This window comes from Mesorhizobium sp. W016 (genome assembly GCF_054719485.1).
In genome coordinates this window covers 4,212,476-4,239,147 of sequence record NZ_JBTTIF010000002.1, presented here as the reverse complement: position 1 = coordinate 4,239,147, position 26,672 = coordinate 4,212,476, and the positions used below count along the sequence as shown (strand labels likewise).

Genomic DNA, 26,672 nt, shown 5'->3' with positions numbered 1-26,672 from the left:
TGTTAGCCGACAGAGGATGGGTGGCTGGGGGGCTAGCCAGTCGAGACCTGTATATTGCCGGTGACACGCCTGATTATCGTCTTCCTGATGCTGGGAAGCTTCGCCCTTCTCTTTGCTGAGCTTGTACGGCATTCCGAAGACATTAGCTCCAGGCCGACGGCCTCACGCTGCGGCGACGCCGGCGTGCCATGCCCGCAAAACGCGTTGTAGGCTGAAGCCAATCTGCCAACGACGATCCATCGCTCACTGCGCGACGATCTGAAGATTGGCGTTGCCGTAGAATGTGTAGGCGAGATAGGTCGGATCGCCGGTCTGGTAGAATTCTCTGCGGACATCCTGCAGGATCTCGGCCAGATAGACCGGCCTGTCCTTGATCCGCGTGCTGATGCCACCATAGAAATCGGTCGAGAAGGCCGCTGCCGCGCGGTCGGTCAGTGGCCACATGCCGCCGATGAAGCCGGAAGCGCCGCCCGCCAGAACCGCCGGACCCCAGCCCTGCACGAAGCCGCCGAGCATCTGGGAACGGCCTGTGTCGCAGGCGTTGAAGAAGTAGAACGGATTGCCCTTGCCATGCGCGGTGGCGACCAACGCAGCCCATGTATCCGGGTCGAGCGACTGATCGACGAGATCGATGGCAAAGACCGGCCGGCCGCTGCCCGGTTGGTTGACCGCGCCATGACCGGAGAAATGAATGAAACCGGTCGAGACTTCACCGACCAGTTTCTCGAAAGAGGTGAAATCGCCATCGAAGCGGCGGTAGCCGTAAAGCTTGCTCAGCGCCGCGATCTCGTCCTGTTGGAAGCGCAGCGAGCGCTTGTCGACATAGGAGGGCGCGACAGCCGCGACGCCGGTGAAGGTCATGCGGTCGAGCGGGTTGTCGACCTGTGAGGCACTGCTGCGCGGAGCCCAGCGCGCCAGCCGATAGCCCATGCCGAGAAAACCGTCGGCGGTGGCGCCGTCGACGCTGCGCGGGCGGATCAATTCCCAGGGCAGTGTCGGGCTGTTCGAGGTGATCTGGATCGAATGCAGCTCGCCTTTGCCGCGCAGCGACCAGAACACGTCCTTGAACGCTTTCGGCACATAGTCGCGGTAGAGCGCATCGCCAAAACCTTCGGCGGCGAGCGTGACAAAGCGCTTTTGCGTCCCCGGATCGCTGCTTGCGGCAGGCTGCTGCAGCGATACCGCGCCGCGCAGGCTCAGGCCGAGCTGCAGCAGGCGGCGATATTCGGAGTCCAGCCATGCCGCCATCTCAGGTGGCGTCGAGAACGTATCGGTCACCGGACCGGCCAGATGCGGCGAATGGATGATGATCTGCCCCGAACCCAGCCCACTCGGATCGTCATAGAGTATGGTCACGTCGAGATCGGGGACGTCATCGCCGGCTGCGCCGCCGAGCGTCACATTGCCAGTTACCGCCGGCTGCGGCGCCGCTGCGGCCAGCATCAGCATGGCAGGTGCTGCGGAGCGTTCGGCTGTGGCGCTCGGAGCGGCTGCCTCGACAGGCGCTGTGCGACGGATGACAACGGACCGCGACGCCGATCCGAGGAACCTCCCGGCGCTGTAGATGCGTGCGATGAACTGGGACGGCTTGCTGTCCTTGGCGATCGGCCGCGCCTTGACGTCGAAGCGGACGAAGTCGCTGTCGCCCTGGCGGTAGAGCGTCGTCCGTCGGCTCCATTTGCCGCCGTCGGTGAGATCGAAGCCGGAGGCGAACAGATCGATGTCGATCGGCCATTGCTCGGCTCCTGCCGGCATCGCCATGGCCAGGGCGCCATCTTCCGTCACCGACGAGCCCGGCGCTGCCTTCACCTTCACTTCGGGCGTGAATTGCTCTTCGGTAAGGGCGATCGAAACGGTCACCGTCTCGCCGGCGACAATCTCATCCGGCGCATCGATGGTTGGATGGCGCACCACTTCGACAGCGCCCGTCTCGGGTTGTGGAAGGGCGCCGCCGGAAGGAGGGCTTTGCGCCTGGTCGATGGGCGGCGGCGCTGGTTTCGGTGGCGCCTGCGCCTCCGGCGGACTTTCGGCGCCGGTCGCGGGTGGCGGGGCCGATGTCATGCCGTCCTCAGGGGGGATCCCTGCCTTATCGGGGGGCGGTTCGGCGCCGGTGGCTCCGCCATCCTGCGGATAGGTCCCGCCGAGATTGTTCTGGGCAGCGGCCGCAGCTGCGTCTTCAAGACGTTGCTTTTCCTCTTCGTATCGTTGCCGAGCCTGCTCTTCCTGCAATTGGCGCTGCTGTTCCTGGCGTTTGTATTCCTCGTAGAGCGCCGCCTCCTTGGCGCTGTCGCCCATCGCGGCATCGGGACTGCCGGAGCCCGGGGCAACGTCCATGGGGTAGGGCTCCTGACCGCTGCCATCGGCGTAGTCGCTGCCATCAGGCTCCCAACCGCCACTCCCGGAGATGTAGCCGCCGCTCGCCATCGCCGGCGGTGCCGGTTCCGGCACAAGCGGCAGCGCCGGTGCCGCGCCGGCCACCTGGTCCGGCGTCAGCACAAAGGCAGCGTCTGCCGAGCGGCCATATGCCATCCATGGCCACTGGGCGCCTGACGTTTTGTCGATAGTGGTTTGCCTGACCGAGGCGAGGATGATGGCTATGTCCGCGCCGCGCTTGACCAGCGCAGCGGTGAGCGCATCGGCAAATACGGTGACGGGGCGGGCTTCGTCCAGTGCAACGGTTCCGGGTTTGGCCGACAGAGCGACGATGGCGTGGGTGAGGGGATCGACCGCAGCCAGACCCTGCATCACGCCGGAAGTAGGGTTGTGGCCATCGCCGGGATTGTCGAGCAGAACCACCTTCAATGTCGGGGTTGCCTCGAGCGCCTGCATGAACAGATCGAGGGGCAATGCCGTCTGGTCGACCGTTTCCTTTGAATCGATCCGGGTGCCGCGCGTCAGTAAATAGTTCCTGCCGTTGGCCTGCGCGGTGTGGCCGACATAGTAGAAGATGCCGACGGAGTCCGGATTGGCCAGGGATTGGGCGAAATCATGCATGGCGCGCGCGACATCGGCGCGGTCGCCATCCGACACCTGCCGGACGGTGAAGCTAAGCGATCGTAGTGTCGCTGCAACGAGTTCGGCACTGAGGTCGGCGTTGGCGATTGCCGGTGAGCCCTCAGAGGCCGGATTGGCGACAACCAGCGCTATCCGCTCTTCGCCGCGCGCAGCGGAGAAGAGCGCCATGGTCATCAGCAGCACGACCGCCAGAAAAAGGCGCATGACCGTGATCCAAGCCCTGCAGGCTGCGGCGCTCACGCCACGGCTTGCCCCAATTCATCAATGGCCCAACCTTGACCATATCATGTCGGCTTCGCCGGCGCACTGCCGGTGCCGATGATGCAGTTGTGTCGCTAAAAGATATTGACTGTATGTTTAGTAATTAATACCGTTGCCCGAGATACCGAGTTGGTCAGCCGGCATTCGCCGGTGAATGATCACCAGGACGAAGGGAACTTAGGGACTCGAGGCGCAATCCCGCCGGTCCCAACAATGGGAGACACAAGCATGCAGTTGAAATCGACCGCCACGGCGCTCGGCCTGTCGCTGCTGGCGATGACCGGCATAGCCCGCGCCGAGGGCGAACTCCAAATCTACAATTGGGGCAACTACACCAGCCCGGACCTGATCAAGAAGTTCGAGGAAAGCTACAAGGTCAAGGTTACCGTCACCGACTACGACTCCAACGATACGGCTCTGGCCAAGGTCCGCCAGGGCGCTTCCGGCTATGACATCGTCGTTCCATCGGCCAGCGTGATGCCGATCTGGATCAGCGAAGGCCTGCTCTTGGAAACCGATCCCAACACGATGGAGAACTTTAGAAACGTCGATCCGAGATGGGTCGACGTGCCGTTCGACCCCGGCCGCAAATATTCGGTGCCGTGGCAATGGGGCACGACCGGCATCTCGGTCAACAAATCGGTCTATGCGGGCGATCCGAACACCTCGGCGATTTTCCTCGATCCGCCGCCGGAACTCGTGGGCAAGATCAATGTCGTGCCCGAAATGGGAGACATCATGTTCCTCGCCATTGCCTATGAGGGCGGTAAGTACTGCACCGACGACAAGGTGCTTTTGAAGAAGGTGCATGACAAGCTCATCGAGGCGAAAGCGAAATGGCTGTCGCTCGACTATGCGGCCGTCGACGGTCTCGGCAGGGGCGACATTGCCGCCGGCGTCAACTGGAACGGCATATCGCTGCGCGAGCGGCTGGAGAACGACAAGATCGTCTACGGCTATCCCAAGGAGGGCTTTCCAATCTGGATGGACAATGTCGCGGTGCTCAAGGATGCCAAGAACGTCGAGAACGCCAAGCTCTTCCAGAATTTCATCATGGACCCCAGGAATGCAGCGATGATCTCGGCCTTCGCGCACTACGCCAATGGCATCAAGGGCTCCGAGCCCTTCCTGCCGGCCGATATGAAGGGCGCGCCCGAAGTGGATGTTCCGGCCGAATTTGCCGACAAGGGCCAATTCATGTCGGCCTGTCCCGCAGACGTCCAGGCGCTCTACACCAGGATCTGGACCGATCTGCAGAAATAGCAGCGCCGCCGGCCGAAGCTGACCAACATCGGGCCGCGCATCGCGGCTCGGCCATCCCCAATGCCAGATGCCGTAAAGCCGCCGCGGGAGATTTTTTATGTCCGATCTCGACCTTTGCTACATGCCGGCCAGCGAGGCGTTGCGGCTGTTCAAGGCGAAGAAACTGTCGCCTCTGGAACTGATGCAGGCCACCATCCGCCGCGCCGAGGCAACCAAGGCGACGATCAACTGCCTCACCTTCACGCATTTCGACGAGGCGATGGATCTCGCCGGAAAAGCCGAGGCGAAATACGCCAGAGGCGCCAGGACCGGCGCGCTCGAGGGCCTGCCGATCGGCATCAAGGATGAGAGCTACATCAAGGGCAAGCCGACCTCGCATGGCTCGCTGCTGTCGAAGGATGCCATTGGCGGCCATACCTCGACGATGAACGAGCGTGTCATGAAGGCGGGTGGTATCGTGCACGCCCGCACCGCGACGCCCGAATTCAGCTGCGCCGGCTATACCTGGTCGAAGCGCTGGGGCGTCACGCGCAACCCCTGGAATCCGGATTTTACGCCGGGCGGCTCGTCGGGTGGTTCGGCGGCAACGCTGGCGTCGGGCACATCGTCGATCGCCACCGGCTCGGACATTGCAGGCTCAATCCGTATCCCTGCCTCGGCCTGCGGCCTCGTCGGCTTCAAGCCGCCTTACGGCCGCAATCCCGATGAGCCGCCGTTCAATCTCGATTTCTACTGCCACACCGGGCCGCTGGCCCGAAACGTCGGGGATGCGATCCTGCTGCAGAATGTCATGGCCGGACCGAGCCCGCTCGACATCGCCACGCTGCGCCCGAAACTGCGCCTGCCGCTCGACTACAAGCCGATCAAAGGCTGGAAGATCGCTTTCTCCATGGATCTCGGGTCCTTCGAGGTCGATGCGGACGTGCGCAAAAACACGCTCTCCGCCTGCGATGTGTTCCGCTCGCTCGGCGCCACTGTCGAGGAGGTGGACCTCGGCTGGGGCGACGAGGTGCTCAAGGCCGGCATGGCCTATCTCGAACATCTCTTCGGCGCCTCGCTGTCGCCGCTGCTCGCCAAGCACGGCAAGGACATGACCAGCTATGCCAGGCAGTTTGCGCAGGACGGCCAGAAGTCGAAGGCCACGGACTTTGTCGCAACTTTGGACGTGGCGGCCAGGATGTACCAGACGCTGGGGCCGTTGCTGGAAAAATACGATGTGCTGATCTGCCCGACCAATGCGCTTCCCGCAGTGCCGGCGGAATTCGATCAGACCAAAGGCAAGGTCGAGATCAATGGACGAGAGGTGAACCCGTCGCTGGGCTGGGTGATGACGACGCCGTTCAACATGCTGAGCCGATGCCCGGTTCTGTCCGTGCCGTCGGGCCGCGCCGCCAATGGCGTGCCCACCGGCATCCAGATTGTCGGCCGCACCTATAGCGACGCCGACGTGTTCCGGGCGGGTATGGCCTATGAGACGGCTCGGGGTCAGTGGTACACGAACGCCGGGACACGCCCAGCGCTGTGAGTCCACAGGGCTCCGGCATGCCAAAGCAGCGGCGGGACGTTTCGGCCGCCGGGGAAAGGCCTGACGACAATGGCGCAACGCAAAGCCACCGCGGATGCGGGAAGAAGCAAGACGGCCAAGGGTGCGGCAAACGACGCTGCGCCCAAGGACCGCCGGCGCGAGCGCGGCGAAGCGAGCGTCCAGCGCATCATCGACGCCACCATCGAGCTCATCGCGGAGGAGGGGCTGGCCAGCGTCACCATGCAGCGCATTGCCGGGCATGTCGGCTCGTCCAACGCACTGGTGGTGTTTCATTTTCGCAGCAAGGAGAACCTGTTCCGGGCCGTCCTGCAATATCTCAGCGACCAATATGACGCGCTGTGGCTGACGCTGGTGCGGGCGCCCGGCCTGTCGCCGGTCGAGCGGGTGTTGGGCGCGGTCGATTGCGCGCAGCGCTTTGCCCGGCAGCATCCGAAATGGGTCTCGGTCTTCGTCGTGTTTTCCAGCGACCGCAAGAGCATGCAGATCTACAATGAAATCGGCCTGCCGAGCGATCTCGCCTACACGGCCGAAGCGCGCGAGCTGCTGATCGAGATTTCACGCAGCGCCGGTTACACCGGCGTCGACATAGACACGCTGTCGGAGAGCCTGAACTATCTGGTGCATGGCGCCTGGTATTGGGACCATCTCAACCCGTCCAGCCGCGACACCGACGTGCTGCGCAAGACCATGCTGCTCCTGCTGCACCAGGCCTTTCCGCGGCATTTTGACTTGGGGTGAGATGCGCCCATTGCGAGCGACGAAAGCGTCCTCTGCAAACCTAAACCCGAAAATCTCTACGATGCCTTGATCTCTGTAAAAACGCTTGCACAATCCAGAGGTGCGAGCTAAACAACCCAGGGATGCATTCGAGGGTGGGTAAATGTGGCATTGGGCGATACTTCTGTTGCTGATTGGCGTGCCGGTTTTCTTCGCCGTCCGGTCGTCGCGCAAATCCTCACAGAGCCCAGATGACCTCGTGGGGTTCGGCGGCTGGCTGATCCTGCTGGCGATCAGCCTGTCCCTTTCGCCGTTGCGCACACTTGTCGATATGGCCAGTCTGGTCAAAACCTACCAACAGCTTGTTACAGTGCCCAACGGGGCCTTGGCCATCTATGGCGAGGCAGCCCTCAATCTGGCATTTCTGGTGCTTCAGCTGGTCGTGCTTGTTTCGATGCTGCGGCGAAGCCACCGCTTCCCGCAGCTGTTCATATGTCTGTGGTTTGCGATCCCTCTCTTGTTCATACTGGACGCAGTTTGGATATCGATTGTGCTTGGTGTCCCGGTAAACCGTTTTCTTGCCGGAGGGGCTCTGGTTACACCTTTGGCATCCTTCATAGTCACAGGGATCTGGGCCGCCTATGTATACAGGTCGGTCAGGGTGAGAAACACGTTCGGCGATACGGCGGCCATACAGGCCGCGACATTTTCCTAGAAGGTCCGACGGCTGCGAGTTGGCCTGATGTCGTGCTGCCAGCTCCGCCGAATAGAACCGTCGGCAGTCCTCCTTCGTCTACGAGCTTTGGGTGGCCTGCCACCCGAAGCTCGAAGAGCGAAGGGGTGGTGCCCCCGGACGGAATCGAACCGCCGACCTTCGGTTTACAAAACCGCTGCTCTACCAGCTGAGCTACAAGGGCACGGCGCTCCGGTTAGCATATTTGGTGCGCCAGTAAAGACAAAACTCCGTTTTCGATCGCTGATGGACGCCGCCGAGGTGGGCGGGCCGCCATGCCGAAAACCGCCAATGCGATCCCTACATATCTCTCAGGTGCAAACGCATCGAACGGGGTGTCGCATGATCAGACTTGTCATCATCCTGCCGCTTGTCGTCATTGCCTGGCTGCTTGCGGTGAAGCTCATCAGGGACGTGAAGGCCGCCAATGTCGACTGGACCGGCATCGCCGCCATCGTCGGTTTTATCGCGATGGCGTTTTGGCTGCGGCATGTGACTGGGATGGGATGAATGGTGAATGGGCAAACGCCTTTCGGACCATTGACTATTCACAATTCACCCAAAGCCTTCGAACCTTTCACCACGTCACCGCAACTGATCTCCAGAGGCGAATGATCGCCTCGATCAAGGAGATCATCATGTTGAAGCGCACTCTTACTTCGGGCCTGGTCGCCATCTTCCTCGCCAACGGCGCGCTCGCCGGTACCGTCCAGTCGTCCTCCGCTCACGGCCATCATCACCACCATCACAAGCACCACGACAAGCCCTGGTGGTGGTGGAACCATCACCACAAGCATCATCACCACAAGCATCATCATCACCACGGGAAGGTGATCATCTTCCTTTGAGCGAGACGACCTGCCTCGCGGAAAGGGCGGCTTCAGCCGCCCTTTTTTGCGTTGAGCTCTCGATCGATCAGATCATGGTTTCCATCGGCTGATTCCAGCCTTCAAGAAAATCCCAAATTTCTTTCGAACCTTTTTCCGCGCCGAAACGACAGATGATCAAGAGGCGGATGGATCGCCTCTCGCAACGAAACAAGGAGATCGTCATGTTCACGCGCAAAATCGCTTCTGCCCTCATCGCCAGCACCGTCGCCGCCACCTCGCTGGTCGGCACCGTCCAGCCGTCGGCCGCCCACAGCCATCACCACAACCGCGAAATCGGCATCGGCATCGCCGCCGGCGTCGGCGGGTTCGTGCTCGGCAGCCTGCTCAACCAGCAGCCCCGCACCGTCTATGTCGACGACGAGGGTGGCTCCTGGCACGTCCGCCGCTGCGCCAACCGCTACGCCAGTTACGATCCGTACTCCGACACCTATGTCGGCTATGACGGCTACCGCCACTATTGCCGCCTTTAGGAGGAGGCACCCCCACGCGGAAAGGAGGGGCTGTACGCAGCCCCTCCTTCCTGATTTGAGCGCGCCGCGGTGCGGGCTACGGTTCGGAGATCGGCAATCCCGCTGCACGGCAGATGCGGGCAACACTCGCATTCTGCGATTGATCGCCCATGGCGATGAGTTCGAAGCTGCTTCCTTCATCCGGATAGATCTTGGCGGCGAACGGTTGGTCTGTTGTATGACCACCGGACGACGTCTTTGCAGCGACATGGCCGCAGACCAGGATTTCGCGGCGGCCGTCGAGCGTTCGCTCGCCGGCACGCATCGTCCCGAATTTGGCGGATACAGGATCCTGCAAATGCTGGCGAATGCCGATCGTGATTGTCTCCTCCAAAGCGAGCGAGATCGGAATCTCGCTGACTTGCTGGGAGACAGGGGCGGGTTCGGGCGCCGTCGCCACGCATCCGCACAGTGAAGCGGCGAGCAAAAGCTGAAGCGTTCTCCGCATTATAATCGGAACCCGCCGATCATCCTCGTCACCTCAGCGGCGGCGTCGCGCACCAGCGGCCCGATCTCGTCCAGCCGCTCCATCGTCACCCGCACCGTCGGTCCGGAGACCGAGACACCGCCGATCGGCTCGCCGAACTCGTTGAAAATGGCGGCGGCCACGCAGCGCATGCCGGGATGCCGCTCCTCGTCGTCGACCGACCAGCCGCGGTGCTTGATGACAGCCAGGTCATGGGCCAGCGCCGAAATGTCGGACAGCGTCTTGTCGGTGAAGCGCTGCAGGCCCGACTTGCGCAGGATGGCGGCGACGCGTTCCGGCTCGAGCTGCGCCAGCACCGCCTTGCCGATGCCCGAGGCATGGAAGGAGCTGCGCGTGCCCGGGCGGAAGAAGGCGCGGATCGCCTGATGGGTCTCGACCTGGCTGACGAAAACGACGCAATCGTCCTCGGCGACGCCGAGATTGGCGGTTTCACCGGTCTTCTCCATCAATTCCTGCATGACCACGCGGGCCCGGTCGACAAGCTTGCGGCGGCGCAGGAAGGCGGCACCCATGCGGTAGGTCTCGACGCCGATCGACCACAGCTGGTCCGATGTATCGAACTCGACCATGCCGTGGTTCTGCAGCGTCGTCAGCATGCGGTAGGCGGTGGACGCCGCGAGCTCGCTACGCGCCGAAATCTCGCTCAGCGACAGGCCACTGCCTTCAGCGACGATGGCCAGGATGCGCAAGGCCCGGTCCAGCGACTGTACAGAACCGGCCTCGGACGGACCGTTGAAAGCGCGCGGCCGGCCGCGCTGGCGTTTTTCGCTGGTTTCCATGGCGGCATTGTCGCCGGTTTCGCCGAAATCGCAATGAAAAACTTTTTCATCGATTTTGATGGCCGGATTCATGGAAAACGAAAAACCCAGGGGAATCAGTGTTTAGAAGCGGTTTTCTCGAAATGAAAAATTATTCTGAAAAAATTGAAAAATGAAAACGACACTGGCATTGTCAACCAACCAACAATCTTGAGGAGGCTGGACATGGCCAGGATGCGCGCTGTCGATGCAGCGGTTCTCGTTCTCGAAAAGGAAGGCGTTTCCTGCGGCTTCGGTGTGCCGGGCGCGGCGATCAATCCGTTCTATTCGGCGCTGAAGGCGAGGGGCTCGATCCGCCACATCCTGGCTCGTCACGTCGAAGCGGCCTCGCATATGGCCGAAGGCTACACGAGAGCCAAATCCGGCAATATCGGGCTGTGCATCGGCACCTCGGGCCCGGCCGGCACCGATATGATCACCGGGCTTTATTCGGCGGCGGCGGACTCGATCCCGATCCTGTGCATCACCGGTCAGGCGCCGCGGGCACGGCTCAACAAGGAGGATTTCCAGGCGGTCGATATCGCCGCCATAGCCGCACCCGTCGCCAAATGGGCGGTCACGGTCATGGAGCCCTATATCGTGCCGATGGCGCTGCAGAAGGCATTTCACCTGATGCGCTCGTCGCGACCGGGCCCGGTGCTCATCGACCTGCCGGTCGACGTGCAATTGGCCGAGATCGAATTCGATATCGATGCCTATGAACCGCTGGTCCCGTTCAAGCCGGCAATGTCGCGCGCCCAGGCCGAAAAGGCCTTGGCGATGCTCAATGCCGCGGAAAAGCCGCTGATCGTCGCCGGCGGCGGCATCATCAACGCCGATGCGTCGGATCTGTTGATCGAATTCGCCGAGATAACGGGCGTGCCGGTCATCCCGACGCTAATGGGCTGGGGCGCGATCCCCGACGACCACCGGCTGATGGCCGGCATGTGCGGGCTGCAGACCTCGCATCGCTACGGCAATGCGACGATGTTGGAAGCCGATTTCGTCTTTGGCATCGGCAATCGCTGGGCCAACCGCCACACCGGTTCGGTCGATGTCTACACCAAGGGCAAGAAATTCATCCATGTCGACATCGAACCGACCCAGATCGGCCGGGTGTTCGCGCCGGATCTCGGCGTCGTCTCGGACGCCGGTGCGGCACTGAAGATGCTGCTCGACGTCGCCACCGAATGGAAGACGGCAGGAAAGCTGCGCGACTGGTCGGGCTGGGCGAAGGAATGCCAGACCCGCAAGAAGACGATGAAGCGCAAGACGCATTTCGAGCAGGTGCCGCTGAAGCCGCAGCGCGTCTATGAGGAGATGAACAAGGCGTTCGGCCGTGACACCACCTACGTCACCACGATCGGCCTCTCGCAGATCGCCGGGGCGCAGTTCCTGCATGTCTACAAGCCGCGCAACTGGATCAATTGCGGCCAGGCCGGCCCGCTCGGCTGGACGCTGCCGGCAGCGCTTGGCGTGCGCGCCGCCGATCCGGATCGCACCATCGTGGCGCTGTCGGGCGACTACGACTTCCAGTTCATGATCGAGGAACTGGCGGCCGGCGCACAGCACAAACTGCCGTATATCCATGTCGTCGTGAACAATGCCTATCTCGGCCTGATCCGCCAGGCGCAGCGCGGTTTTGCGATGGATTTCGAGGTGAGCCTGGCCTTCGAGAACGTCAACCGCGCCAACGATCCGGAGGCCGGCTACGGCGTCGACCATGTCGCGGTCGCAGAAGCGATGGGCTGCAAGGCGGTCCGGGTGCGCAAACCGGAAGAGTTCGCCGGCGCGTTCAAGGAAGCGCAGCGGCTGATGAAGGAATACCAGGTGCCGGTGGTGCTTGAATTCATCCTCGAACGCGTCACCAACATTTCCATGGGCACGGAAATCGACAAGATCACCGAATTCGAGGACCTTGCCGAAAGCCATGAGGATGCGCCGACGGCGATTGTGTTGCTCGATTAGGCGCGCCGATATTCAGGTGAGACAGGCCTGCAAACGGCGCCTTCCTGCGCTTCCGGTGCTCACGTACAGAAAGTACGTTCCGCTCCGGTTCTCGAAAGTCACCGTTTTCGACTCTGCCTGACCTGAATCTCAACACGCCTAGGGCCAAGCAGAAGAAGGAGAAAAAGAATGCCGCGTTTTTCAGCCAATCTGTCGATGCTCTTTGGCGAGCATGAGTTCCTCGATCGCTTCGATGCCGCAGCCCGCGCCGGCTTCAAGGGCGTCGAATATATCGGCCCCTATGATCATACGCCTGACGTGGTCGCGGCCCGGCTGAAGAAGAACGGCCTGACACAGGTGCTGTTCAACCTCCCGGCCGGCGACTGGGGCAAGGGCGAGCGCGGCATCGCGGTTTTGCCCGACCGCGCGCCGGAATTCCGGCAAGGCATCGCCAAGGCGATCAGCTATGCCCATGCGCTCGGCTGCGAGCAGGTCAATTGCCTCGCCGGCATCGCGCCGCAGGGCGTGGATCGTTCGGTGCTGGAAAATACTTTAGCCGAGAACCTCGCGTTTGCAGCCGAGAAACTGGAGCAGGCCGGCATCCGGCTTTTGATCGAGCCGATCAACACGCGCGACATACCGGGTTTTTTCCTGAACTATTCGGAGCAGGCGCTGGCGCTGATCGAGCGCGTCGGTTCGAAGAACCTGTTCCTGCAATACGACATCTATCACATGCAGATCATGGAGGGGGATCTCGCCCGTACCATCGAGGCCAACCTCGGCCGCATCGCGCATATCCAGCTTGCGGACAATCCCGGCCGTCACGAGCCGGGGACGGGCGAGATCAATTATCCCTTCCTCTACGAGCATATCGACAGGACCGGCTATTCCGGCTGGGTCGGAGCGGAATACAAACCGAAGGCGGGGACGGAGGCTGGGCTGGGGTGGTTTCGGGAGCTTAACGGGCAGGGGAGTGCCGCGGCTTAGCTGTTACGATTGAAGTCGCGTTCCTTCGCGCCCCCCTCTGGCCTGCCGGCCATCTCCCCCACAGGTGGGGAGATCGGACGTCATCCCGGCTTTCGCTCCCCAACATTGCAGGGTGAGCGAGGCGCCGAAACTGCCAATCTCCCCACAAGTGGGGGAGATGGCCGGCAGGCCAGAGGGGGCGCGAAGGAACTCAGCCTCAACAAAGGAGAAAACAATGGAAACCATCGGCTTCATCGGCCTTGGCATCATGGGCGCGCCGATGGCGGGGCATCTCCTGGATGCCGGCTACGCCGTCATTGCCAGCGACCACCGCTCGAAGCCGCCGGCCGATCTCGTCGCCAAGGGCTTGAGAAGCATCACCGGCCACGCGGCAGTGGCGAAGGCCGCGGATATCATCATCACCATGGTTCCCGACACCCCGCAGGTAGCCGAGGTGCTGTTCGGCGAGAACGGTGTCGCTTCCGGCCTGAGCAAGGGCAAGCTGGTCATCGACATGAGCTCGATCTCGCCGATCGAGACCAAGGTTTTCGCCAAGAAAATCAACGATCTCGGCTGCGACTATCTTGACGCGCCGGTGTCGGGCGGCGAGGTCGGCGCAAAGGCGGCGTCGCTGACCATCATGGTCGGCGGCGAGGACAAGGCGTTCGAGCGCGCCAAGCCCGTGTTCGAAAAGATGGGCAAGAACATCACGCTTGTCGGCCCGAACGGCGTCGGCCAGACCACCAAGGTTGCCAACCAGATCGTCGTGGCCCTGACCATCGAGGCGGTCGCCGAGGCGCTGGTCTTCGCCGCAAAAGCCGGCGCCGATCCGGCCAGGGTCCGGCAGGCGCTGATGGGCGGGCTGGCGGCATCGCGCATCCTCGAAGTGCATGGCGAGCGCATGATAAAGCGCACCTTCGCGCCGGGCTTCCGCATCGAACTGCACCAGAAGGATCTCAACCTGGCGCTGGAAGGCGCCAAGGCACTCGGTGTCTCGCTGCCCAATACCTCGACGACGCAGCAGCTGTTCAACTCATGCTCGGCGAATGGCGGTGCAAAAGAGGATCACTCAGCGCTGGTTCGTGCGCTGGAGCGGATGGCGGGACATGAAGTGCGGTGAATGGTGAATGGTAAGAACGCTTCCATTCACCATTCACCATTCACTATTTCACCATTCACTTTCCAAGGAATTTCCGTGCCGCATAAAGGCTCACCGCCGCGGCGTTCGACACGTTGAGCGAGCGGATGGCGCCGGGCATGTCGAGGCGGGCGAGTGTCGTCACCGTCTCGCGCGTCTTCTGGCGCAGGCCCTTGCCTTCGGCGCCAAGCACCAGCGCGATCTTCTCGCCTGAAAAACCCGTTTCGAGTTCGGCCGGCCCGTCCGAATCGAGGCCGATGGTCTGGAAGCCGGCATCGTGCAGCTGTCCCAGCGCGTCGGCCAGGTTCTTCACCTCGATCTGGTCGATATGCTCCAGTGCGCCGGAGGCGGATTTGGCCAGCACGCCGGATTCCTGCGGGCTGTGGCGGGCCGTGGTGATCAGTGCGCCGGCGCCGAAGGCGACCGCCGAGCGCAATATGGCGCCGACATTGTGCGGGTCGGTGACCTGGTCGAGTACCAGCACCAGTTTCGTGTCGCCGAGCGTGTCGAGGCGTTTCGGCTTCAACGGTTCGGCTTCGATCAGCACGCCCTGATGCACGGCATCCGAACCGGTGATCTTGTCGATCTCCTTGGGCTCGACGAGTTCGGCCTTGAACGGCAAAGCGGCGAGGTCGGCGATCGCCAGCCGCTCGGCGGCATTGCGCGTCACCAGCATTTTACGGATCTTCCGCCGCGGATTGTCGAGCGCCGCGCGCACCGTATGCAGGCCATAGAGCCTGACCAGCCCGTCGGCGGCGTTTTCGCCCGGTGGCACCGGCTGGCGCGGCCGGAAGGCAGGCGCGCCGCCGGCCTTCTCGTCGCGATGGGCGCGACGCAGCTTGGCGTAGTGGGTGTCTTTGGCGGTCTTGGGCGTGTTGTCATTGCTCATGGCCGGCTTCTATAGCCGCGTCGCCGGGCCATGGATACAGGCAGAAAGCCGGCTTGCCGGGCAGGCTGTCAAATTCAGCGCATTTTGCCTTGCGGTGCGGTTGACACCCACTGGCCTTGCCGCCATAAGGCGCTTCGCTGATTTCGGACAAAACCCTGGTTTCGACCTGATCGGCGATAATGCCTCGTTGCAAGGCTTCGACGGCAGGCTGGAGAGGTGCCCGAGTGGTTAAAGGGGACGGACTGTAAATCCGTTAGCTTAGCTTACGTTGGTTCGAATCCAACCCTCTCCACCACTGCCAGCCCGCGAACCTTGAGGACGATGCGGGTATAGCTCAGTGGTAGAGCAGCAGCCTTCCAAGCTGAATATGCGGGTTCGATTCCCGCTACCCGCTCCAAACACTCATCAGATCTCTGCGAATATCTCGACAACGTTGCCATCCGGATCGCGGAAGAACACTGTCCTGTGGCCCCATTCCTGGTCGGTGAGCGGCAGGACCGGCTGCACGCCCTTGGCCTGAAGCGCCTCGGCGCAGGCAGCGACCATCTCCGGCGCCACCCGGAATGCCAGCTGCAGCGACAGCGCATCCCGCTGCTGCGGCGTGTCGTTGAACATCATGCCGAGGCTGGTCAAGGCCAGCGTGTTCAGGCCGACTCGGTATTCGATCCAGCGTTCGCTAAGCTCGCGCTTCAGCTCAAATTCCATCACATCCCCGTAGAAGTGCCGCATGGCGGACATGTCGCGGGCGAAGATGACGGTGTAGTCGATCTGACGGATTTCATTGAGCGCGTTCATTGGTGGTGTCCTTTGGGTTGCGTTGTGGGCCTCGATGGCCCACGCCTTTCCGGACACGACGCAAGTGACGGCGAGCGGAAACAGCCAGCGTCGGGTGAGGTGCATGGGCGATCCTTTCAGGCGATCGCCCGCAATCTAGCTTGCCTTTAAAGGGGTACAAGACTACCGCTTATACTGGTATTGACGGTGACAGAATGACGTATGACGGCCCACGGCGCGACGAGCTTGCCCGCTTCCTGCGCGAGCGGCGGGACCGCTTGCCGCGGATCGATGGCGCCAATGGCCGCCGCCGGGCACCGGGCCTCAGGCGCGAAGAGGTCGCCGCCGAGGCGGGGATCAGCACCACCTGGTACACTTGGCTCGAGCAGGGACGGGAGGTGAACGCGTCGCCGCAGGTGCTTCGCTCGCTGGCGCGGGTGCTGAAGCTGAGCCGGTCCGAGCAGGCCTATCTGTTCCAATTGGCGCGACCCGATCTCGACTGGCGAAACCGGCTCGGCGAGCAAGGCCTGCCCAGCGCGCCGCTGCTAAGCCTGCTCGACGGGCTGGCGCCGCACCCGGCATATGTCGTCAACCGCTACTGGCAGGTCGTCGCCTGGAACCACCCGGCGGCGGTGCTGCTCGGGGATTTCGAGACGGATGATGCGTGGTCCGGCAGCCTGCTCGCCCGGCTGTTTCTCGACCTGGAATGGCGGCAGCGCTTTGTCGACTGGCCGGAGGTTTCGCGCTCGGCGGCGGCGCAGTTCCGGCTTGCCACTGTTGCCATGACTCGCGATCCGGTGCTGGCCACACTGGTTTCGTCACTGGAAGCGGCAAGCGAAGCGTTCGCCACGTGCTGGAACAGCCGCGACATCGCCGAGCCACCGATCTGGCGGAAATCCATCCGGCACCCTGTCGCCGGCGCGATGTCGTTCGATTTCGCCACGCTGCAGCCGGGCGGCCGCGACAGTGATTTCTCGGTTTCCGTCTACACGCCGGTCGATGCGTCGACTGCCAGGCGGTTCGCCGCGCTGGTCGGAGCAACGCCCGACAGCCGCAAGGCGGTGCCGGGCGTGTTTGCGCGTGATGCAGGCGCAGAAGTCTAGCTGTTGAAAGCGGACGCGACCTGGTGTTGCTGCGGCACCTGTCCGTTCGGCGTCAGTCTGTCGACAATGCCGGGCAGGGCTGTGGACAATTGCTTGAGCAACTCCTGCTCGTCCAGTCCGGTCCTTTGCGCGATCTCTCGAATGACCTGCGGGCCGATCGCCTTGCCGAGATCATTGGCGTTGATCGGCTGGTTCTGTCCGGTGCCGACCCAGGAGTCAGCGACATTGCCTTGGCCGGCAGTCTTGAGCTTGTCGAGCAGTCCGCCCAGTCCGCCAAGCAGGCCGCCATCCCCTGAGGCCGTGGTTCCGGTGGGGGCTGGCGTTTGAGGCTGGGCGGGCTCGCCCGTCTCTCCGTCACTCGTCTGTTCGGCGCTTCTGCCGCTCAGGATCTTTCCCACCAGCAGCGCGCCGAGCGCGATCATCAGCGGTTTGGTGATGTTGCCGCCGGGTACGGCGTTGTCAAAGAGTCCCATAGGTCAATCCTCCATAACGACCAAGCCCGTCCCGCCGGCTACAATGGACCATGCGGGCGGAATTTCAAGTTGGCTTGAGCTTTTGACAATCATGTGACCATGATTGGCGGGCGGGGAATGGAGAGGAAAAATGGGCATTATCAGTTGGATCATCCTCGGCGTCATCGCCGGCTTTATCGGCAGCAAGATCGTCAACAAGACCGGCCAGGGCTTGATCATGGATATCGTGCTCGGCATTGTCGGCGCCATCGTCGGAGGGCTGATCTTCAGCGCCTTTGGCGCCACGGGTGTGACCGGCCTCAACATCTGGAGCCTGATCGTCGCCGTTATCGGCGCGGTGGTCGTGCTGTGGGCCTATCACCAGTTCTCCGGCAAGCGAACGCTTTAGGCGCCAGTCTGCCGACTGGCTGACCGCAGGACGGCCAAACCTGCTTCGACGCGTTGACTTAAAGGTCAGGCGACGACGGTCAGCCTGCGTTTGCGTTCATCAAGCGAGACGATGGTCAGCCCGCTCGCGACCACCAGCAGGATGCCGCAGACCGCCAGGGCATTCGGGAACTGCCCGAATACCAGCACGCCTGAGATGACCGCCCAGACGGTGAAGCAGTAGTAGAACGGCGCCACGACGCCGGTCGGACCGACGCGATAGGCCATGAAGATGAAGAAATGGCCGAAGATCAGGAAGAATCCGGCGCCGGCCATGAGCAGCAGGTGCCGGGCTTCCGGCATCACCCAGCGCTCGGAAACGAGATGCGCGGCGCCCGCGCCGATCAGCACCACCACGACGGCGGAAATGGCGACGATCATGCCCGGCACCTCGGCCGCGACCCGCCTGCCGGCAAGATCGCGCGCCGCCGCCAATGCCGCGTTGCCGAGCGCCAGCAACGCATAGACCGAGATGCCCTGCATGGTCGGCTGGGCAACCATGAGCGCACCGATGAAGCCGAGCCCGATCAGCGCCATGCGCACGCCGCCGATCCGTTCGCCGAACAGGATGGAGGAGCCGACCAGCATCAAAAGCGGGGTGATCTGCCCGAGCGCGGTCGAATCGGCGATCTGCATGTTGGCCAGCGCCACGACGTAGCAAAGGATGGCCGCCAGCTCGAGCAGGTTGCGGCGCAGCACGCGTTTGTCGAAGATCAATGGAATCTGCCTGCCATAGCCCAGCAGGAACAGCAGCGGCATGCCCCATAGCGTGGCCGCGACCCCGCGCAGGAACAGCACTTCATAGGACGGCAAGCCCGCGGTCGCGAGTTTCATCATCGTGTCGTTGACGAGGTACGACCCCGTCGAAACGATCATGAACAGCGGGCCGCGTATGGAGGTCGGTATGAATTGCATGGGGCAACCAAATCAGACCGCCGCCGTAGCGGCAATGGGCCAGGCGCCGGCTGCACATCCGGCAGGCAAAGGCCAGGACATGGGCGGGACAGGACATGGGCGGGAATAGCAAACAGGTGCTGGAGCCCGCAGCCCCCATTTCATTTCCGCTCGCGCGTTCCTATATCAGCGCCACATCCCGCAATCGGATCATCGGTTGAGACCGAGTGGACAGCGCACCCGGCCACAAGGCACTTGTGTTTTTCGGCCGTAGTCGCTAATCGCCCCGCATTCGACTGAACTGAAGGTCAAGGCCGTCCAAGGAAAGAGACTATGGCAAAAGGTAAATTCGAGCGTAACAAGCCTCATGTGAACATTGGCACGATTGGCCATGTCGATCATGGCAAGACGTCGCTGACGGCGGCGATCACGAAGTATTTTGGCGAGTACAAGCGCTACGACCAGATCGATGCGGCGCCCGAAGAGAAGGCCCGCGGCATCACGATTTCGACGGCGCACGTCGAATACGAGACGGCAGCGCGCCACTACGCCCATGTCGACTGCCCCGGCCACGCCGACTATGTGAAGAACATGATCACGGGCGCTGCGCAGATGGACGGCGCGATCCTGGTGGTGTCGGCCGCCGACGGCCCGATGCCGCAGACCCGCGAGCACATCCTGCTTGCCCGTCAGGTCGGCGTGCCGTCGATCGTGGTGTTCCTGAACAAGGTCGACCAGGTCGACGATGCCGAGCTGCTCGAACTGGTCGAGCTCGAGGTTCGCGAGCTTCTGTCGAAGAACGAGTTCCCCGGCGACGACATTCCGATCGTCAAGGGTTCGGCGCTGGCTGCTCTGGAAGATTCCAACAAGACCATCGGCGAAGATGCGATCCGCGAGTTGATGGCTGCGGTCGATGCCTATATCCCGACGCCGGTTCGTCCGCTGGACAAGCCGTTCCTGATGCCGATCGAAGACGTGTTCTCGATCTCGGGCCGTGGCACGGTCGTGACCGGCCGCGTCGAGCGCGGCATCGTCAAGGTCGGCGAGGAACTGGAAATCATCGGCATCCGCCCGACGACCAAGACGACCTGCACGGGCGTCGAGATGTTCCGCAAGCTGCTCGATCAGGGCCAGGCCGGCGACAACATCGGCGCGCTGCTGCGCGGCGTTGATCGTGAAGGCGTCGAGCGCGGCCAGGTTCTGGCCAAGCCCGGTACGGTGAAGCCGCACAAGAAGTTCGTGGCCGAAGCCTACATCCTGACCAAGGACGAAGGTGGCCGTCACACGCCGTTCTTCACCAACTACCGTCCGCAGTTCTACTTCCGCACGACCGACGTGACCGGCATCGTGTCGCTGCCGGAAGGCACGGAAATGGTTATGCCCGGCGACAACATCACGGTCGATGTCGAGCTGATCGTGCCGATCGCCATGGAAGAGAAGCTGCGCTTCGCCATCCGTGAAGGCGGCCGCACCGTCGGTGCCGGCATCGTCGTCACCATCAAAGAGTAATCGAGCCCGGCATCGCCGGATCGAAACGGATAGGGGCGGCCCTCGGGCCGCCCTTTTTCGTTGGCCAGATGTGCCTGTTTGGGGTCCCAATCTCTGTTGCAAGTCTGTGAGCCTCTACAGTATAGATTGGGTTGAGGGCTTGGTCGGATGGTTTCACAGCACCGTTTGCATAGTCGGCCATGGTTGGCACTGGGGCTGATCTGCCTGGTGTCGATGCTTGCCGTGGGCAGCGCCGCCTTCGCGGCCGAGACAAAAAATTCAGAGCCGGATCCGGATCCGCCGATGCGGTTCGTCGTCGTGCGTAGCGACGCGGCGGGCTGTGAGCCGACCTGTCCGGAATGGATATCGGCCGAGGGTGCGATATCGGCCAAGTCGCCGGCGCTGCTCAAGGCTGCCCTGAAAACGCTCGGCGGCCGCAAATTGCCGATCGTCATCAACTCTCCGGGCGGCGATGTCGATGCGGCCATCGCCATGGGCCGGATGATACGCAAGAACAAGCTCGACATCGCGGTCGGCAGGACGTGGTTCGTCGGCTGCGAGCCGGGGATGAAAAACTGCAAGGAGAACGACGCCAGAGGCGCGCACTATATCGGCAGCCCCTATGTGCTCGGCAGCTATTGCGCGTCCGCTTGTCCAATGATGCTGGCCGGCGGCACCAGGCGCCTGGTCGGGCCGCTGGCCTATCTCGGCGTCCACCAGATCACGACCACGATCGTGCAGATGAACGTGCAGTATCAGGTCCGCTACCGGATCGTGAAAGGCAAGAAGCGGGTCATCAGCAAGAAGGTCGTCAGCCGCAAGAACACCGGCAGCTACAAGACCTACGAGATGAGCAAGGGGGTGGAGCGCAAGCTGTCCGCCTATTTCAAGGAGATGGGTGTCGACCTCAGCATCATCGAGACGATGAAGAGCACGCCGGCCAGCGACATCCAGCAGATCGACCTCAGCGACATGCTGACAATGAAGCTGGTCACCAGCGACGACGCTGCAGATTTGCTGACCAGCGCAAGCCTGTGCAGGCTGAACCTTCCGGCTCCGAATTGCCGGGAGATACCGGAGAACAAGCCAGCCGGCGGCCTGCCGGACGTGGCAAAGGCTGCGCCGCTGCCGGTGAAGCCGGAGAGCGCGCCGCACGATGACGGCATGCGCTTTGTCGTGGTTCGCGGCAGCAACCCGCTCTGCAATCCCGACTGCCCGGAATGGATTGCAGCGCAAGGCGCGATTACGCCCCAGACGCCGCAGAAACTCAGCCAATTGCTCGCCACGCTTGGCAACCGGCGGCTGCCGGTGGTGATCAGCTCGCGAGGCGGAGACCTCTCCGGCGCCCTGGCGGCGGGCCGGATCATCCATGAAAAGAAGCTCGACGTTGCCGTTGCCCGCACCGATTTCGTCGGCTGCGACCCGGCAGAGTGGAATTGCCTGGCCAAGGACGGCGCCTATGCCGGGCTGAGCGTCGATGGCGACGGCGAGTGCGATTCGGCCTGCGCGCTCATGCTGGCCGGTGGCGCCAGGCGGCTTGTCGGTTCCCAGGCGCGGCTCAGCCTCTATCTGATGGGGCAGAAGCAGGCGGTCAAATCCTACCTCGACGAGATGGCGATCAGCCCCGCTTTGTTCCGGGCGCTCCAGGGCAGTTCGGTCGAGCGTCAGCTCGAACCCGACATGATGCTGGAGGTCGGCCTGACGACCGGGCGCCAGTCGGTGGATGCGCTGACGGGGTCCAGCATCTGCAGATCGGCGCCGAAACCTGAGAATTGCCGCGTGGTGCCGTCGTCCAATGGCTGATCGCGCCTATCGTCATGGAAGAGAAGCCTTGCTTCGCCTTCCGTGAAGGCGGCCGCACCGTCGTGCCGGCGTCGTCATCACCATCGAGAAATAGTCGAGCCGGTGTCAGCCGGATGGACCAGGAAAAGGGCGGTCTTTGGGGCTGCCTTTTTGTTTCCGGCGTTGCGCGGCACAAGTATTGCACGATTGTTTCAAAGCTATTGCAAGCACCGTCGCCGCAACTATTATGGATTGCATTGAGGGGTTTGCCGGGCGTGGTTTTGGGACAACGTTCAGACACTGTGGGACGGTGGCGGCGCGGGCTGGTCCGGCTGTCGACGGTGGCCGCGATGGCGATGGCTGCCTTCGCCGCGAAGGCCGAGGATGCCTCCCCCGGGACATGGCAGACAGTACCCCCTCTGCAGGGAGTGCTCTATCCGACCGATCCGACGATATGGACCGACGATCACTCGGAGATGCAGTTTGTCGTCACGCGCAGCAGCGCACCTGGCTGCGAGCCCAATTGTCCGGAGTGGATCTCCGCCGAAGGCGACATCTCAGCCGGCACGCCAGCCTTGCTCAAGCGTACCTTGAAGAAGCTTGGCAGCCGCAAACTGCCCATCATCGTCAATTCCTTTGGCGGCAACGTCAATGCAGCGCTCGAACTTGGCCGGATAATCCGCAAGAACAAGCTCGATATCGCCGTAGGCAAGACCGAGTTTTCCGACTGTTGGCCCGGGACGGATGGTTGTGGTTTTAGTTACGGCAAAGGTTCCGCCTATCTCGGCCGGGCGTCTGATGGCGCCAGCTGCAACTCCGCCTGTCCGCTGATGTTTGCCGGTGGCGTCCGCCGCGTGGCCGGCGGCTGGAACTATCTGGGTGTTCATCAGATCACCACCACCTGGTTCCCCTCCACAACGCACTACCGGACCACATATCGCGTCAAACGGGGCAAAAAATATCGGGTCACCACGCAAACGGTCACTCAAGGTGAAAGCTACAAGACCTATGAGATGAGCAAGGGGTACGCGAGAAAGATCTCGGCCTATCTCCGAGAGATGGGTATCGGGCAGGGCGTGCTGGACTTGATGAAGGCGACGCCGGCGAGCGACATCAGGCAGATCGGCCTCCACGATATGCTGACGATGAAACTGGCGACCAGCACGGACACTCTTGAGCTGTTTACCAGAGCAAGTTTGTGCATGTTCGACCCGCCGGCTCCGAACTGCCGGGAAGTGCCTGGACCGGCAGGCAAGCCGACGCCGCCGGTCGCTGCCACGACGGTCGCAGTCAAGCTCGCGAATGTGGCAGCCAAGCCCGCCGCTGTCACAAAGCCTTTGCCGGACCCCGCAGCGGCTCGTGTGGATATGAGCTTTGTCGTGGTCCGCGGCAGCGACCAGCATTGCACGCCGCAGTGTCCGCAATGGATTTCTGCGCAAGGCGCGATCACGCCTCAGACACCGCAAAAATTGCGCCAATTACTCGACACGCTTGGCAACCGGCGGCTGCCCGTGGTGATCAGCTCACGAGGCGGAGACTTGTTCAGCGCTCTGGCGACCGGACGGATCATCCATGAAAAGAAGCTCGACGTCGCCGTTGGCCGCACCGATATCGGTGACCCGGTCGAGGACGGCATCTATGCCGGGCTGAGCTTCGACGCCGGAGCCGACTGCGATTCGGCCTGCGCGCTCATGCTGGCCGGTGGCGCCAGACGGTTTGTCGGCCCCCAGGCGCGACTCAGCTTCTACCTGATGGGACAGAAGCAATTGGTGAAGACGTATCTGAATGAGATGGCGATCAGCCCCCGTCTGTTCACAGCGCTTCAGGACCGTTTCGCCGAGCGTGAGCTCGACCCTGATATGATGCTGGAGGTCGGGCTGACGACCGGGCCCCAGTCGGTGGATGCGCTGACGGGTCCCGGCATCTGCAAGTCGGTGCCGAAAGCTGAGAACTGCCGCGTGGCGCCGTCGCCCAACGCCCAGGCCGAAGCGCCGGCCAAATTGTAGCGCGGCGGGTTCACACTCGCCATCGAGGCAGGTTGAGCAGGGCGCGATTTCCGCTATCGTCGTGCCGGCGCCGGGCTGGCGGAGGATCGACAATGAGCCAGGACATCCCGACACTCTACGAATGGGCCGGCGGCATCGAAGCCCTCAACCGGCTGACGGAAACCTTTTACGACAAGGTGTCGCGCGACCCGGTGGTCGGCCCAGTGTTCAAACACATGTCGCCGGATCATCCCGCGCATGTCGCGGCCTTCATCGGCGAGGTTTTTGGCGGACCCAAGACCTACAGCGAACAGCATGGCGGCCATCGCGAGATGGTCATGCATCACTTGGGCAAGCATCTGACGGAGGAACAGCGCCGCCGCTGGATCAGCCTGCTTGCCGATGCCGCCGATGCGGTCGGGCTGCCGGACGATCCCGAATTCCGTTCCGCCTTCATGGGCTATGTCGAATGGGGGTCACGGCTTGCCAAGATGAATTCCACCCTCGGCGAGACCTGCGACCCGCAGACCGAACCGATGCCGGCCTGGGGCTGGGGCGTGCCGGGCGGGCCGTACAAGCCGCCGGCCGGGGGCTGAGCGCCGGCATGCGGCTTCAGGCAGGCGAAAAATCGAGATAGGCAGGGACGGGCTGGTCATCACCTATTCGGATTTTGGCAAAGGATCTGAAAGCGCGTCAGACAACTCTTTACAGCGCGCCCGGAAGCTTTTAGGAAGCGCCTGCGCTGAAACGCGCGTACGGGCATAGCTCAGTTGGTAGAGCGGCGGTCTCCAAAACCGCAGGTCGTAGGTTCGAGCCCTGCTGCCCGTGCCATTTTCCTCGTTGGAATCCGGCATTTTAGAAACGCCTTGTTTTGGCTCCTCGTTTGGTTGGGCTGAAGCCGCGTACTCGACGAGCGACGTTCCGAAGGCATGCGCAGAGCGAGAGCGCTGATGCGCAATGCCGAAGTCGGCGTATTTCCACGAACCAATTTCCTTGATTCAACTGCCATTGGCGAGCCAATTGCCATTTGCGTTCACAATTCAGAATAGGCCTATTTTGCTGCCGCCAGCTGCTTTTCAGCGGCTGCGAATTATTGGAAGCGGGATGCTGGCCTGGCTACTGGAATTTTTTTGAACAGGGCTCTTGAACCGGTTTTCAGCCCTTCCTAATTCGTTTCCCGCCGAGGCCGATTGGCTTGGCAAAAGGCGGCGCTGCTGGGCGGCGCCCTTGTACCCATGTTGCTTCAAGGAGGATGTGGCTATGAGAACCTTTGACTCTCTCTATCGCAGCACCGTCGGTTTTGACCGTCTTTTCGACATGCCCGACAATGGTACGCGGCCCGACTGGCCACCCTATAACATCGAGAAGGTCGACGAGAACGATTACCGTATCTCGATGGCCATCGCGGGCTTCAGCCAGGATGAGGTTGAGTTGACCCAGCATGGACCCGAACTGGTCGTGGCAGGCCAGAAGGCTGATGACCAGAGCGGACGCCAGCTGCTGCACCAGGGCATCGCCTACCGCAGTTTCAGGCAGACGTTCAAGCTTGCCGACCACATGAAGATCAAGGCAGCAAACCTTGAGAACGGTCTCCTGACCATCGACATCGTCCGTGAGATTCCCGAAGAGCTGAAGCCGCGCCGCATTAGCATCGGGGCCGGCGACGCCCAGGTGGGCAAGCAGATCGCCCAGGATACGGAACGCACCCGCAAAGCGGCCTGATCGTATCGATTCAGTTATCCCTGCGGTCCGCCTCCCGGCTTCGGCCGGGAGGCCCAGATTGCGGAGAATGGAGATGGACAACTTCTACGAGACACCGACACTTTCTGCGGCACGCTCGGGCAAAATTGAAACTTCTTTGTGCCTGCTCGACAATCCAGACGACGTCATCAACCATCCACGCCTCAGCCGTGGAGAAAAGCGGGCACTGCTTTCCTCGTGGGCGTCCGATGCCTGCGCGGTGGAAAACCAGCCTGCCTTGCGCCGCCTGGACAACGGCACGGTAATCCCTGTCGACCAGATTCTGAGGGCGTTGAAGGCTCTGGATGAGAAACCCACGCTGGGGAAAGAGACTTCAGGCCGGGTGCTGCCTTGGCGACCCTCCTCGCGCCGCAGCGGTCTCAAAGCTTGGCGGCGTCGTGGCCGTTCTTTCGGCCCCGACGATGACGACGACCCGCCCCCGTGCCCGGCAGTGATCGCGCCGCGCCCACGCCCACCATGCGGAATCGGCGCAGTGGCCGGGGTCGAACTCGCCTGTGCCTAACTAACCCTGGGTTGATCCAGCTGCCTCGGCATGGGCAGCTGGATTCCAATCTTGCGTGCGCTTCATTTGGTTTCCAAAACAGCAGGTCGCAGGTTCGTCCGCAACGCCATTTCCTCGAACTTGTAATCGCGTGCCTGATTTCCGGATCCACCTCCTGGAATTGGGGTCAGGCATTGAAAAAGGGCAGGTGGCTTGCCATATTGGGCGAACTGAGGCATAAGGCCTCGATAGCCGGGACGGGACGACTGGATGGTTCCGAGGCGGCGTTTGGTCATAAAGCGGACACTTGCCACTTGCGTGGATCAAGAATCGGTTTTATGTAGACA

At 62.4% G+C, this 26,672-nt stretch carries 26 protein-coding genes and 4 tRNA genes; 21 read left to right on the top strand and 9 right to left on the bottom strand.

Features of this window, described 5'->3' with window-relative positions:
- Positions 1–243 precede the first annotated feature (243 nt).
- The gene (locus ACYG9V_RS21120) at positions 244–3,219 is read right to left on the bottom strand and encodes a caspase family protein (protein WP_352765809.1); all 2,976 of its coding nucleotides are present in this window, start codon (positions 3,217–3,219) and stop codon (positions 244–246) included.
- 285 nt (positions 3,220–3,504) lie between these two features.
- Between ACYG9V_RS21120 and ACYG9V_RS21115 the strand changes: the two genes are divergently transcribed.
- The 4 genes from ACYG9V_RS21115 (at position 3,505) to ACYG9V_RS21100 (ending at position 7,517) form a co-directional block, all read left to right on the top strand.
- The gene (locus tag ACYG9V_RS21115) at positions 3,505–4,539 is read left to right on the top strand and encodes an extracellular solute-binding protein (RefSeq protein WP_023667462.1); all 1,035 of its coding nucleotides are present in this window, start codon (positions 3,505–3,507) and stop codon (positions 4,537–4,539) included.
- A gap of 97 nt (positions 4,540–4,636) precedes the next feature.
- Complete coding sequence (locus tag ACYG9V_RS21110; RefSeq protein ID WP_023667461.1) at positions 4,637–6,064, top strand: amidase; 1,428 nt, start codon at positions 4,637–4,639, stop codon at positions 6,062–6,064.
- 69 nt (positions 6,065–6,133) lie between these two features.
- Positions 6,134–6,823, top strand: coding sequence for a TetR/AcrR family transcriptional regulator (locus ACYG9V_RS21105; RefSeq protein ID WP_352765810.1), 690 nt, complete (start codon positions 6,134–6,136; stop codon positions 6,821–6,823).
- Positions 6,824–6,989: 166 nt separating this feature from the next.
- The gene (locus ACYG9V_RS21100; RefSeq protein WP_352765811.1) at positions 6,990–7,517 is read left to right on the top strand and encodes a DUF2569 family protein; all 528 of its coding nucleotides are present in this window, start codon (positions 6,990–6,992) and stop codon (positions 7,515–7,517) included.
- Positions 7,518–7,643: 126 nt separating this feature from the next.
- On the opposite strand, the gene ACYG9V_RS21095 is transcribed toward ACYG9V_RS21100, so the two are convergent.
- A tRNA-Thr gene (locus tag ACYG9V_RS21095) sits at positions 7,644–7,719 on the bottom strand.
- A 158-nt stretch (positions 7,720–7,877) separates the two neighbouring features.
- Here ACYG9V_RS21095 and ACYG9V_RS21090 point away from each other — a divergent pair.
- Positions 7,878–8,045: a hypothetical protein gene (locus ACYG9V_RS21090; RefSeq protein ID WP_023729792.1), complete on the top strand. Its 168-nt coding sequence runs from the start codon at positions 7,878–7,880 to the stop codon at positions 8,043–8,045.
- A 128-nt stretch (positions 8,046–8,173) separates the two neighbouring features.
- Positions 8,174–8,383, top strand: a complete 210-nt coding sequence (locus ACYG9V_RS21085) for a hypothetical protein (protein WP_023729791.1) — start codon at positions 8,174–8,176, stop codon at positions 8,381–8,383.
- 67 nt (positions 8,384–8,450) lie between these two features.
- On the opposite strand, the gene ACYG9V_RS21080 is transcribed toward ACYG9V_RS21085, so the two are convergent.
- Positions 8,451–8,594 (bottom strand): hypothetical protein, encoded by a 144-nt coding sequence (locus ACYG9V_RS21080; RefSeq protein ID WP_156941363.1) that lies wholly within the window; start codon positions 8,592–8,594, stop codon positions 8,451–8,453.
- Here ACYG9V_RS21080 and ACYG9V_RS21075 point away from each other — a divergent pair.
- Entirely contained in the window at positions 8,587–8,895 is a 309-nt protein-coding gene (locus tag ACYG9V_RS21075; protein ID WP_023667455.1) for a BA14K family protein, read from the top strand. The two genes, ACYG9V_RS21080 and ACYG9V_RS21075, sit on opposite strands and share 8 nt — an antisense overlap.
- Positions 8,896–8,971: 76 nt before the next feature.
- Here ACYG9V_RS21075 and ACYG9V_RS21070 read toward each other — a convergent pair whose 3' ends face one another.
- Both ACYG9V_RS21070 and bhcR read right to left on the bottom strand, forming a co-directional pair.
- Positions 8,972–9,334, bottom strand: a complete 363-nt coding sequence (locus ACYG9V_RS21070; RefSeq protein WP_245259986.1) for a hypothetical protein — start codon at positions 9,332–9,334, stop codon at positions 8,972–8,974.
- A gap of 47 nt (positions 9,335–9,381) precedes the next feature.
- Positions 9,382–10,200, bottom strand: coding sequence for an HTH-type transcriptional regulator BhcR (gene bhcR, locus ACYG9V_RS21065; protein WP_023681470.1), 819 nt, complete (start codon positions 10,198–10,200; stop codon positions 9,382–9,384).
- A 204-nt stretch (positions 10,201–10,404) separates the two neighbouring features.
- Between bhcR and gcl the strand changes: the two genes are divergently transcribed.
- The 3 genes from gcl (at position 10,405) to ACYG9V_RS21050 (ending at position 14,251) form a co-directional block, all read left to right on the top strand.
- The gene (gene gcl / locus ACYG9V_RS21060) at positions 10,405–12,186 is read left to right on the top strand and encodes a glyoxylate carboligase (RefSeq protein ID WP_352765812.1); all 1,782 of its coding nucleotides are present in this window, start codon (positions 10,405–10,407) and stop codon (positions 12,184–12,186) included.
- 168 nt (positions 12,187–12,354) lie between these two features.
- The gene (gene hyi / locus ACYG9V_RS21055; protein ID WP_023702459.1) at positions 12,355–13,152 is read left to right on the top strand and encodes a hydroxypyruvate isomerase; all 798 of its coding nucleotides are present in this window, start codon (positions 12,355–12,357) and stop codon (positions 13,150–13,152) included.
- Positions 13,153–13,366: 214 nt separating this feature from the next.
- Positions 13,367–14,251 carry a 2-hydroxy-3-oxopropionate reductase gene (locus ACYG9V_RS21050; protein ID WP_023725775.1) on the top strand — a complete coding sequence of 295 codons (885 nt, stop codon included), beginning with the start codon at positions 13,367–13,369 and terminating at the stop codon, positions 14,249–14,251.
- 55 nt (positions 14,252–14,306) lie between these two features.
- Here the strand turns inward: ACYG9V_RS21050 and ACYG9V_RS21045 are convergent, their stop codons facing one another.
- Complete coding sequence (locus tag ACYG9V_RS21045) at positions 14,307–15,158, bottom strand: TrmH family RNA methyltransferase (RefSeq protein ID WP_023725776.1); 852 nt, start codon at positions 15,156–15,158, stop codon at positions 14,307–14,309.
- A gap of 210 nt (positions 15,159–15,368) precedes the next feature.
- Here ACYG9V_RS21045 and ACYG9V_RS21040 point away from each other — a divergent pair.
- Both ACYG9V_RS21040 and ACYG9V_RS21035 read left to right on the top strand, forming a co-directional pair.
- Positions 15,369–15,453 (top strand) — tRNA-Tyr (locus ACYG9V_RS21040).
- Positions 15,454–15,481: 28 nt separating this feature from the next.
- Positions 15,482–15,555 (top strand) — tRNA-Gly (locus ACYG9V_RS21035).
- Between the two features lie 8 nt (positions 15,556–15,563).
- On the opposite strand, the gene ACYG9V_RS21030 is transcribed toward ACYG9V_RS21035, so the two are convergent.
- A complete protein-coding gene (locus tag ACYG9V_RS21030; RefSeq protein WP_023829540.1) occupies positions 15,564–15,953 on the bottom strand; it encodes a VOC family protein in 390 nt (129 codons plus the stop codon).
- Positions 15,954–16,147: 194 nt separating this feature from the next.
- On the opposite strand from ACYG9V_RS21030, the gene ACYG9V_RS21025 reads away from it, so the two are divergent.
- Complete coding sequence (locus ACYG9V_RS21025; RefSeq protein ID WP_352765813.1) at positions 16,148–17,035, top strand: helix-turn-helix transcriptional regulator; 888 nt, start codon at positions 16,148–16,150, stop codon at positions 17,033–17,035.
- On the opposite strand, the gene ACYG9V_RS21020 is transcribed toward ACYG9V_RS21025, so the two are convergent.
- Positions 17,032–17,508: a YidB family protein gene (locus ACYG9V_RS21020; protein WP_352765815.1), complete on the bottom strand. Its 477-nt coding sequence runs from the start codon at positions 17,506–17,508 to the stop codon at positions 17,032–17,034. The genes ACYG9V_RS21025 and ACYG9V_RS21020 overlap by 4 nt on opposite strands.
- 130 nt (positions 17,509–17,638) lie before the next feature.
- On the opposite strand from ACYG9V_RS21020, the gene ACYG9V_RS21015 reads away from it, so the two are divergent.
- Positions 17,639–17,896, top strand: coding sequence for a GlsB/YeaQ/YmgE family stress response membrane protein (locus tag ACYG9V_RS21015; protein ID WP_023667446.1), 258 nt, complete (start codon positions 17,639–17,641; stop codon positions 17,894–17,896).
- Between the two features lie 65 nt (positions 17,897–17,961).
- Here ACYG9V_RS21015 and ACYG9V_RS21010 read toward each other — a convergent pair whose 3' ends face one another.
- Positions 17,962–18,849: a DMT family transporter gene (locus tag ACYG9V_RS21010; protein ID WP_023681464.1), complete on the bottom strand. Its 888-nt coding sequence runs from the start codon at positions 18,847–18,849 to the stop codon at positions 17,962–17,964.
- A gap of 312 nt (positions 18,850–19,161) precedes the next feature.
- Between ACYG9V_RS21010 and tuf the strand changes: the two genes are divergently transcribed.
- From tuf to ACYG9V_RS20975, 7 genes are all read left to right on the top strand, one after another.
- Positions 19,162–20,337, top strand: coding sequence for an elongation factor Tu (gene tuf, locus ACYG9V_RS21005; RefSeq protein WP_023723394.1), 1,176 nt, complete (start codon positions 19,162–19,164; stop codon positions 20,335–20,337).
- Positions 20,338–20,619: 282 nt separating this feature from the next.
- Complete coding sequence (locus tag ACYG9V_RS21000) at positions 20,620–22,119, top strand: COG3904 family protein (protein WP_245272012.1); 1,500 nt, start codon at positions 20,620–20,622, stop codon at positions 22,117–22,119.
- A 113-nt stretch (positions 22,120–22,232) separates the two neighbouring features.
- Positions 22,233–24,104, top strand: coding sequence for a COG3904 family protein (locus tag ACYG9V_RS20995; RefSeq protein ID WP_245274250.1), 1,872 nt, complete (start codon positions 22,233–22,235; stop codon positions 24,102–24,104).
- A 92-nt stretch (positions 24,105–24,196) separates the two neighbouring features.
- A complete protein-coding gene (locus ACYG9V_RS20990) occupies positions 24,197–24,679 on the top strand; it encodes a group II truncated hemoglobin (RefSeq protein WP_023694880.1) in 483 nt (160 codons plus the stop codon).
- Between the two features lie 159 nt (positions 24,680–24,838).
- Positions 24,839–24,914, top strand: a tRNA-Trp gene (locus ACYG9V_RS20985).
- Positions 24,915–25,343: 429 nt separating this feature from the next.
- On the top strand, positions 25,344–25,805 hold the full coding sequence (locus ACYG9V_RS20980; protein WP_023667441.1) for an Hsp20 family protein: 462 nt from the start codon (positions 25,344–25,346) through the stop codon (positions 25,803–25,805).
- A gap of 73 nt (positions 25,806–25,878) precedes the next feature.
- Positions 25,879–26,346 carry a hypothetical protein gene (locus ACYG9V_RS20975; protein ID WP_352500700.1) on the top strand — a complete coding sequence of 156 codons (468 nt, stop codon included), beginning with the start codon at positions 25,879–25,881 and terminating at the stop codon, positions 26,344–26,346.
- Positions 26,347–26,672: the final 326 nt, after the last annotated feature.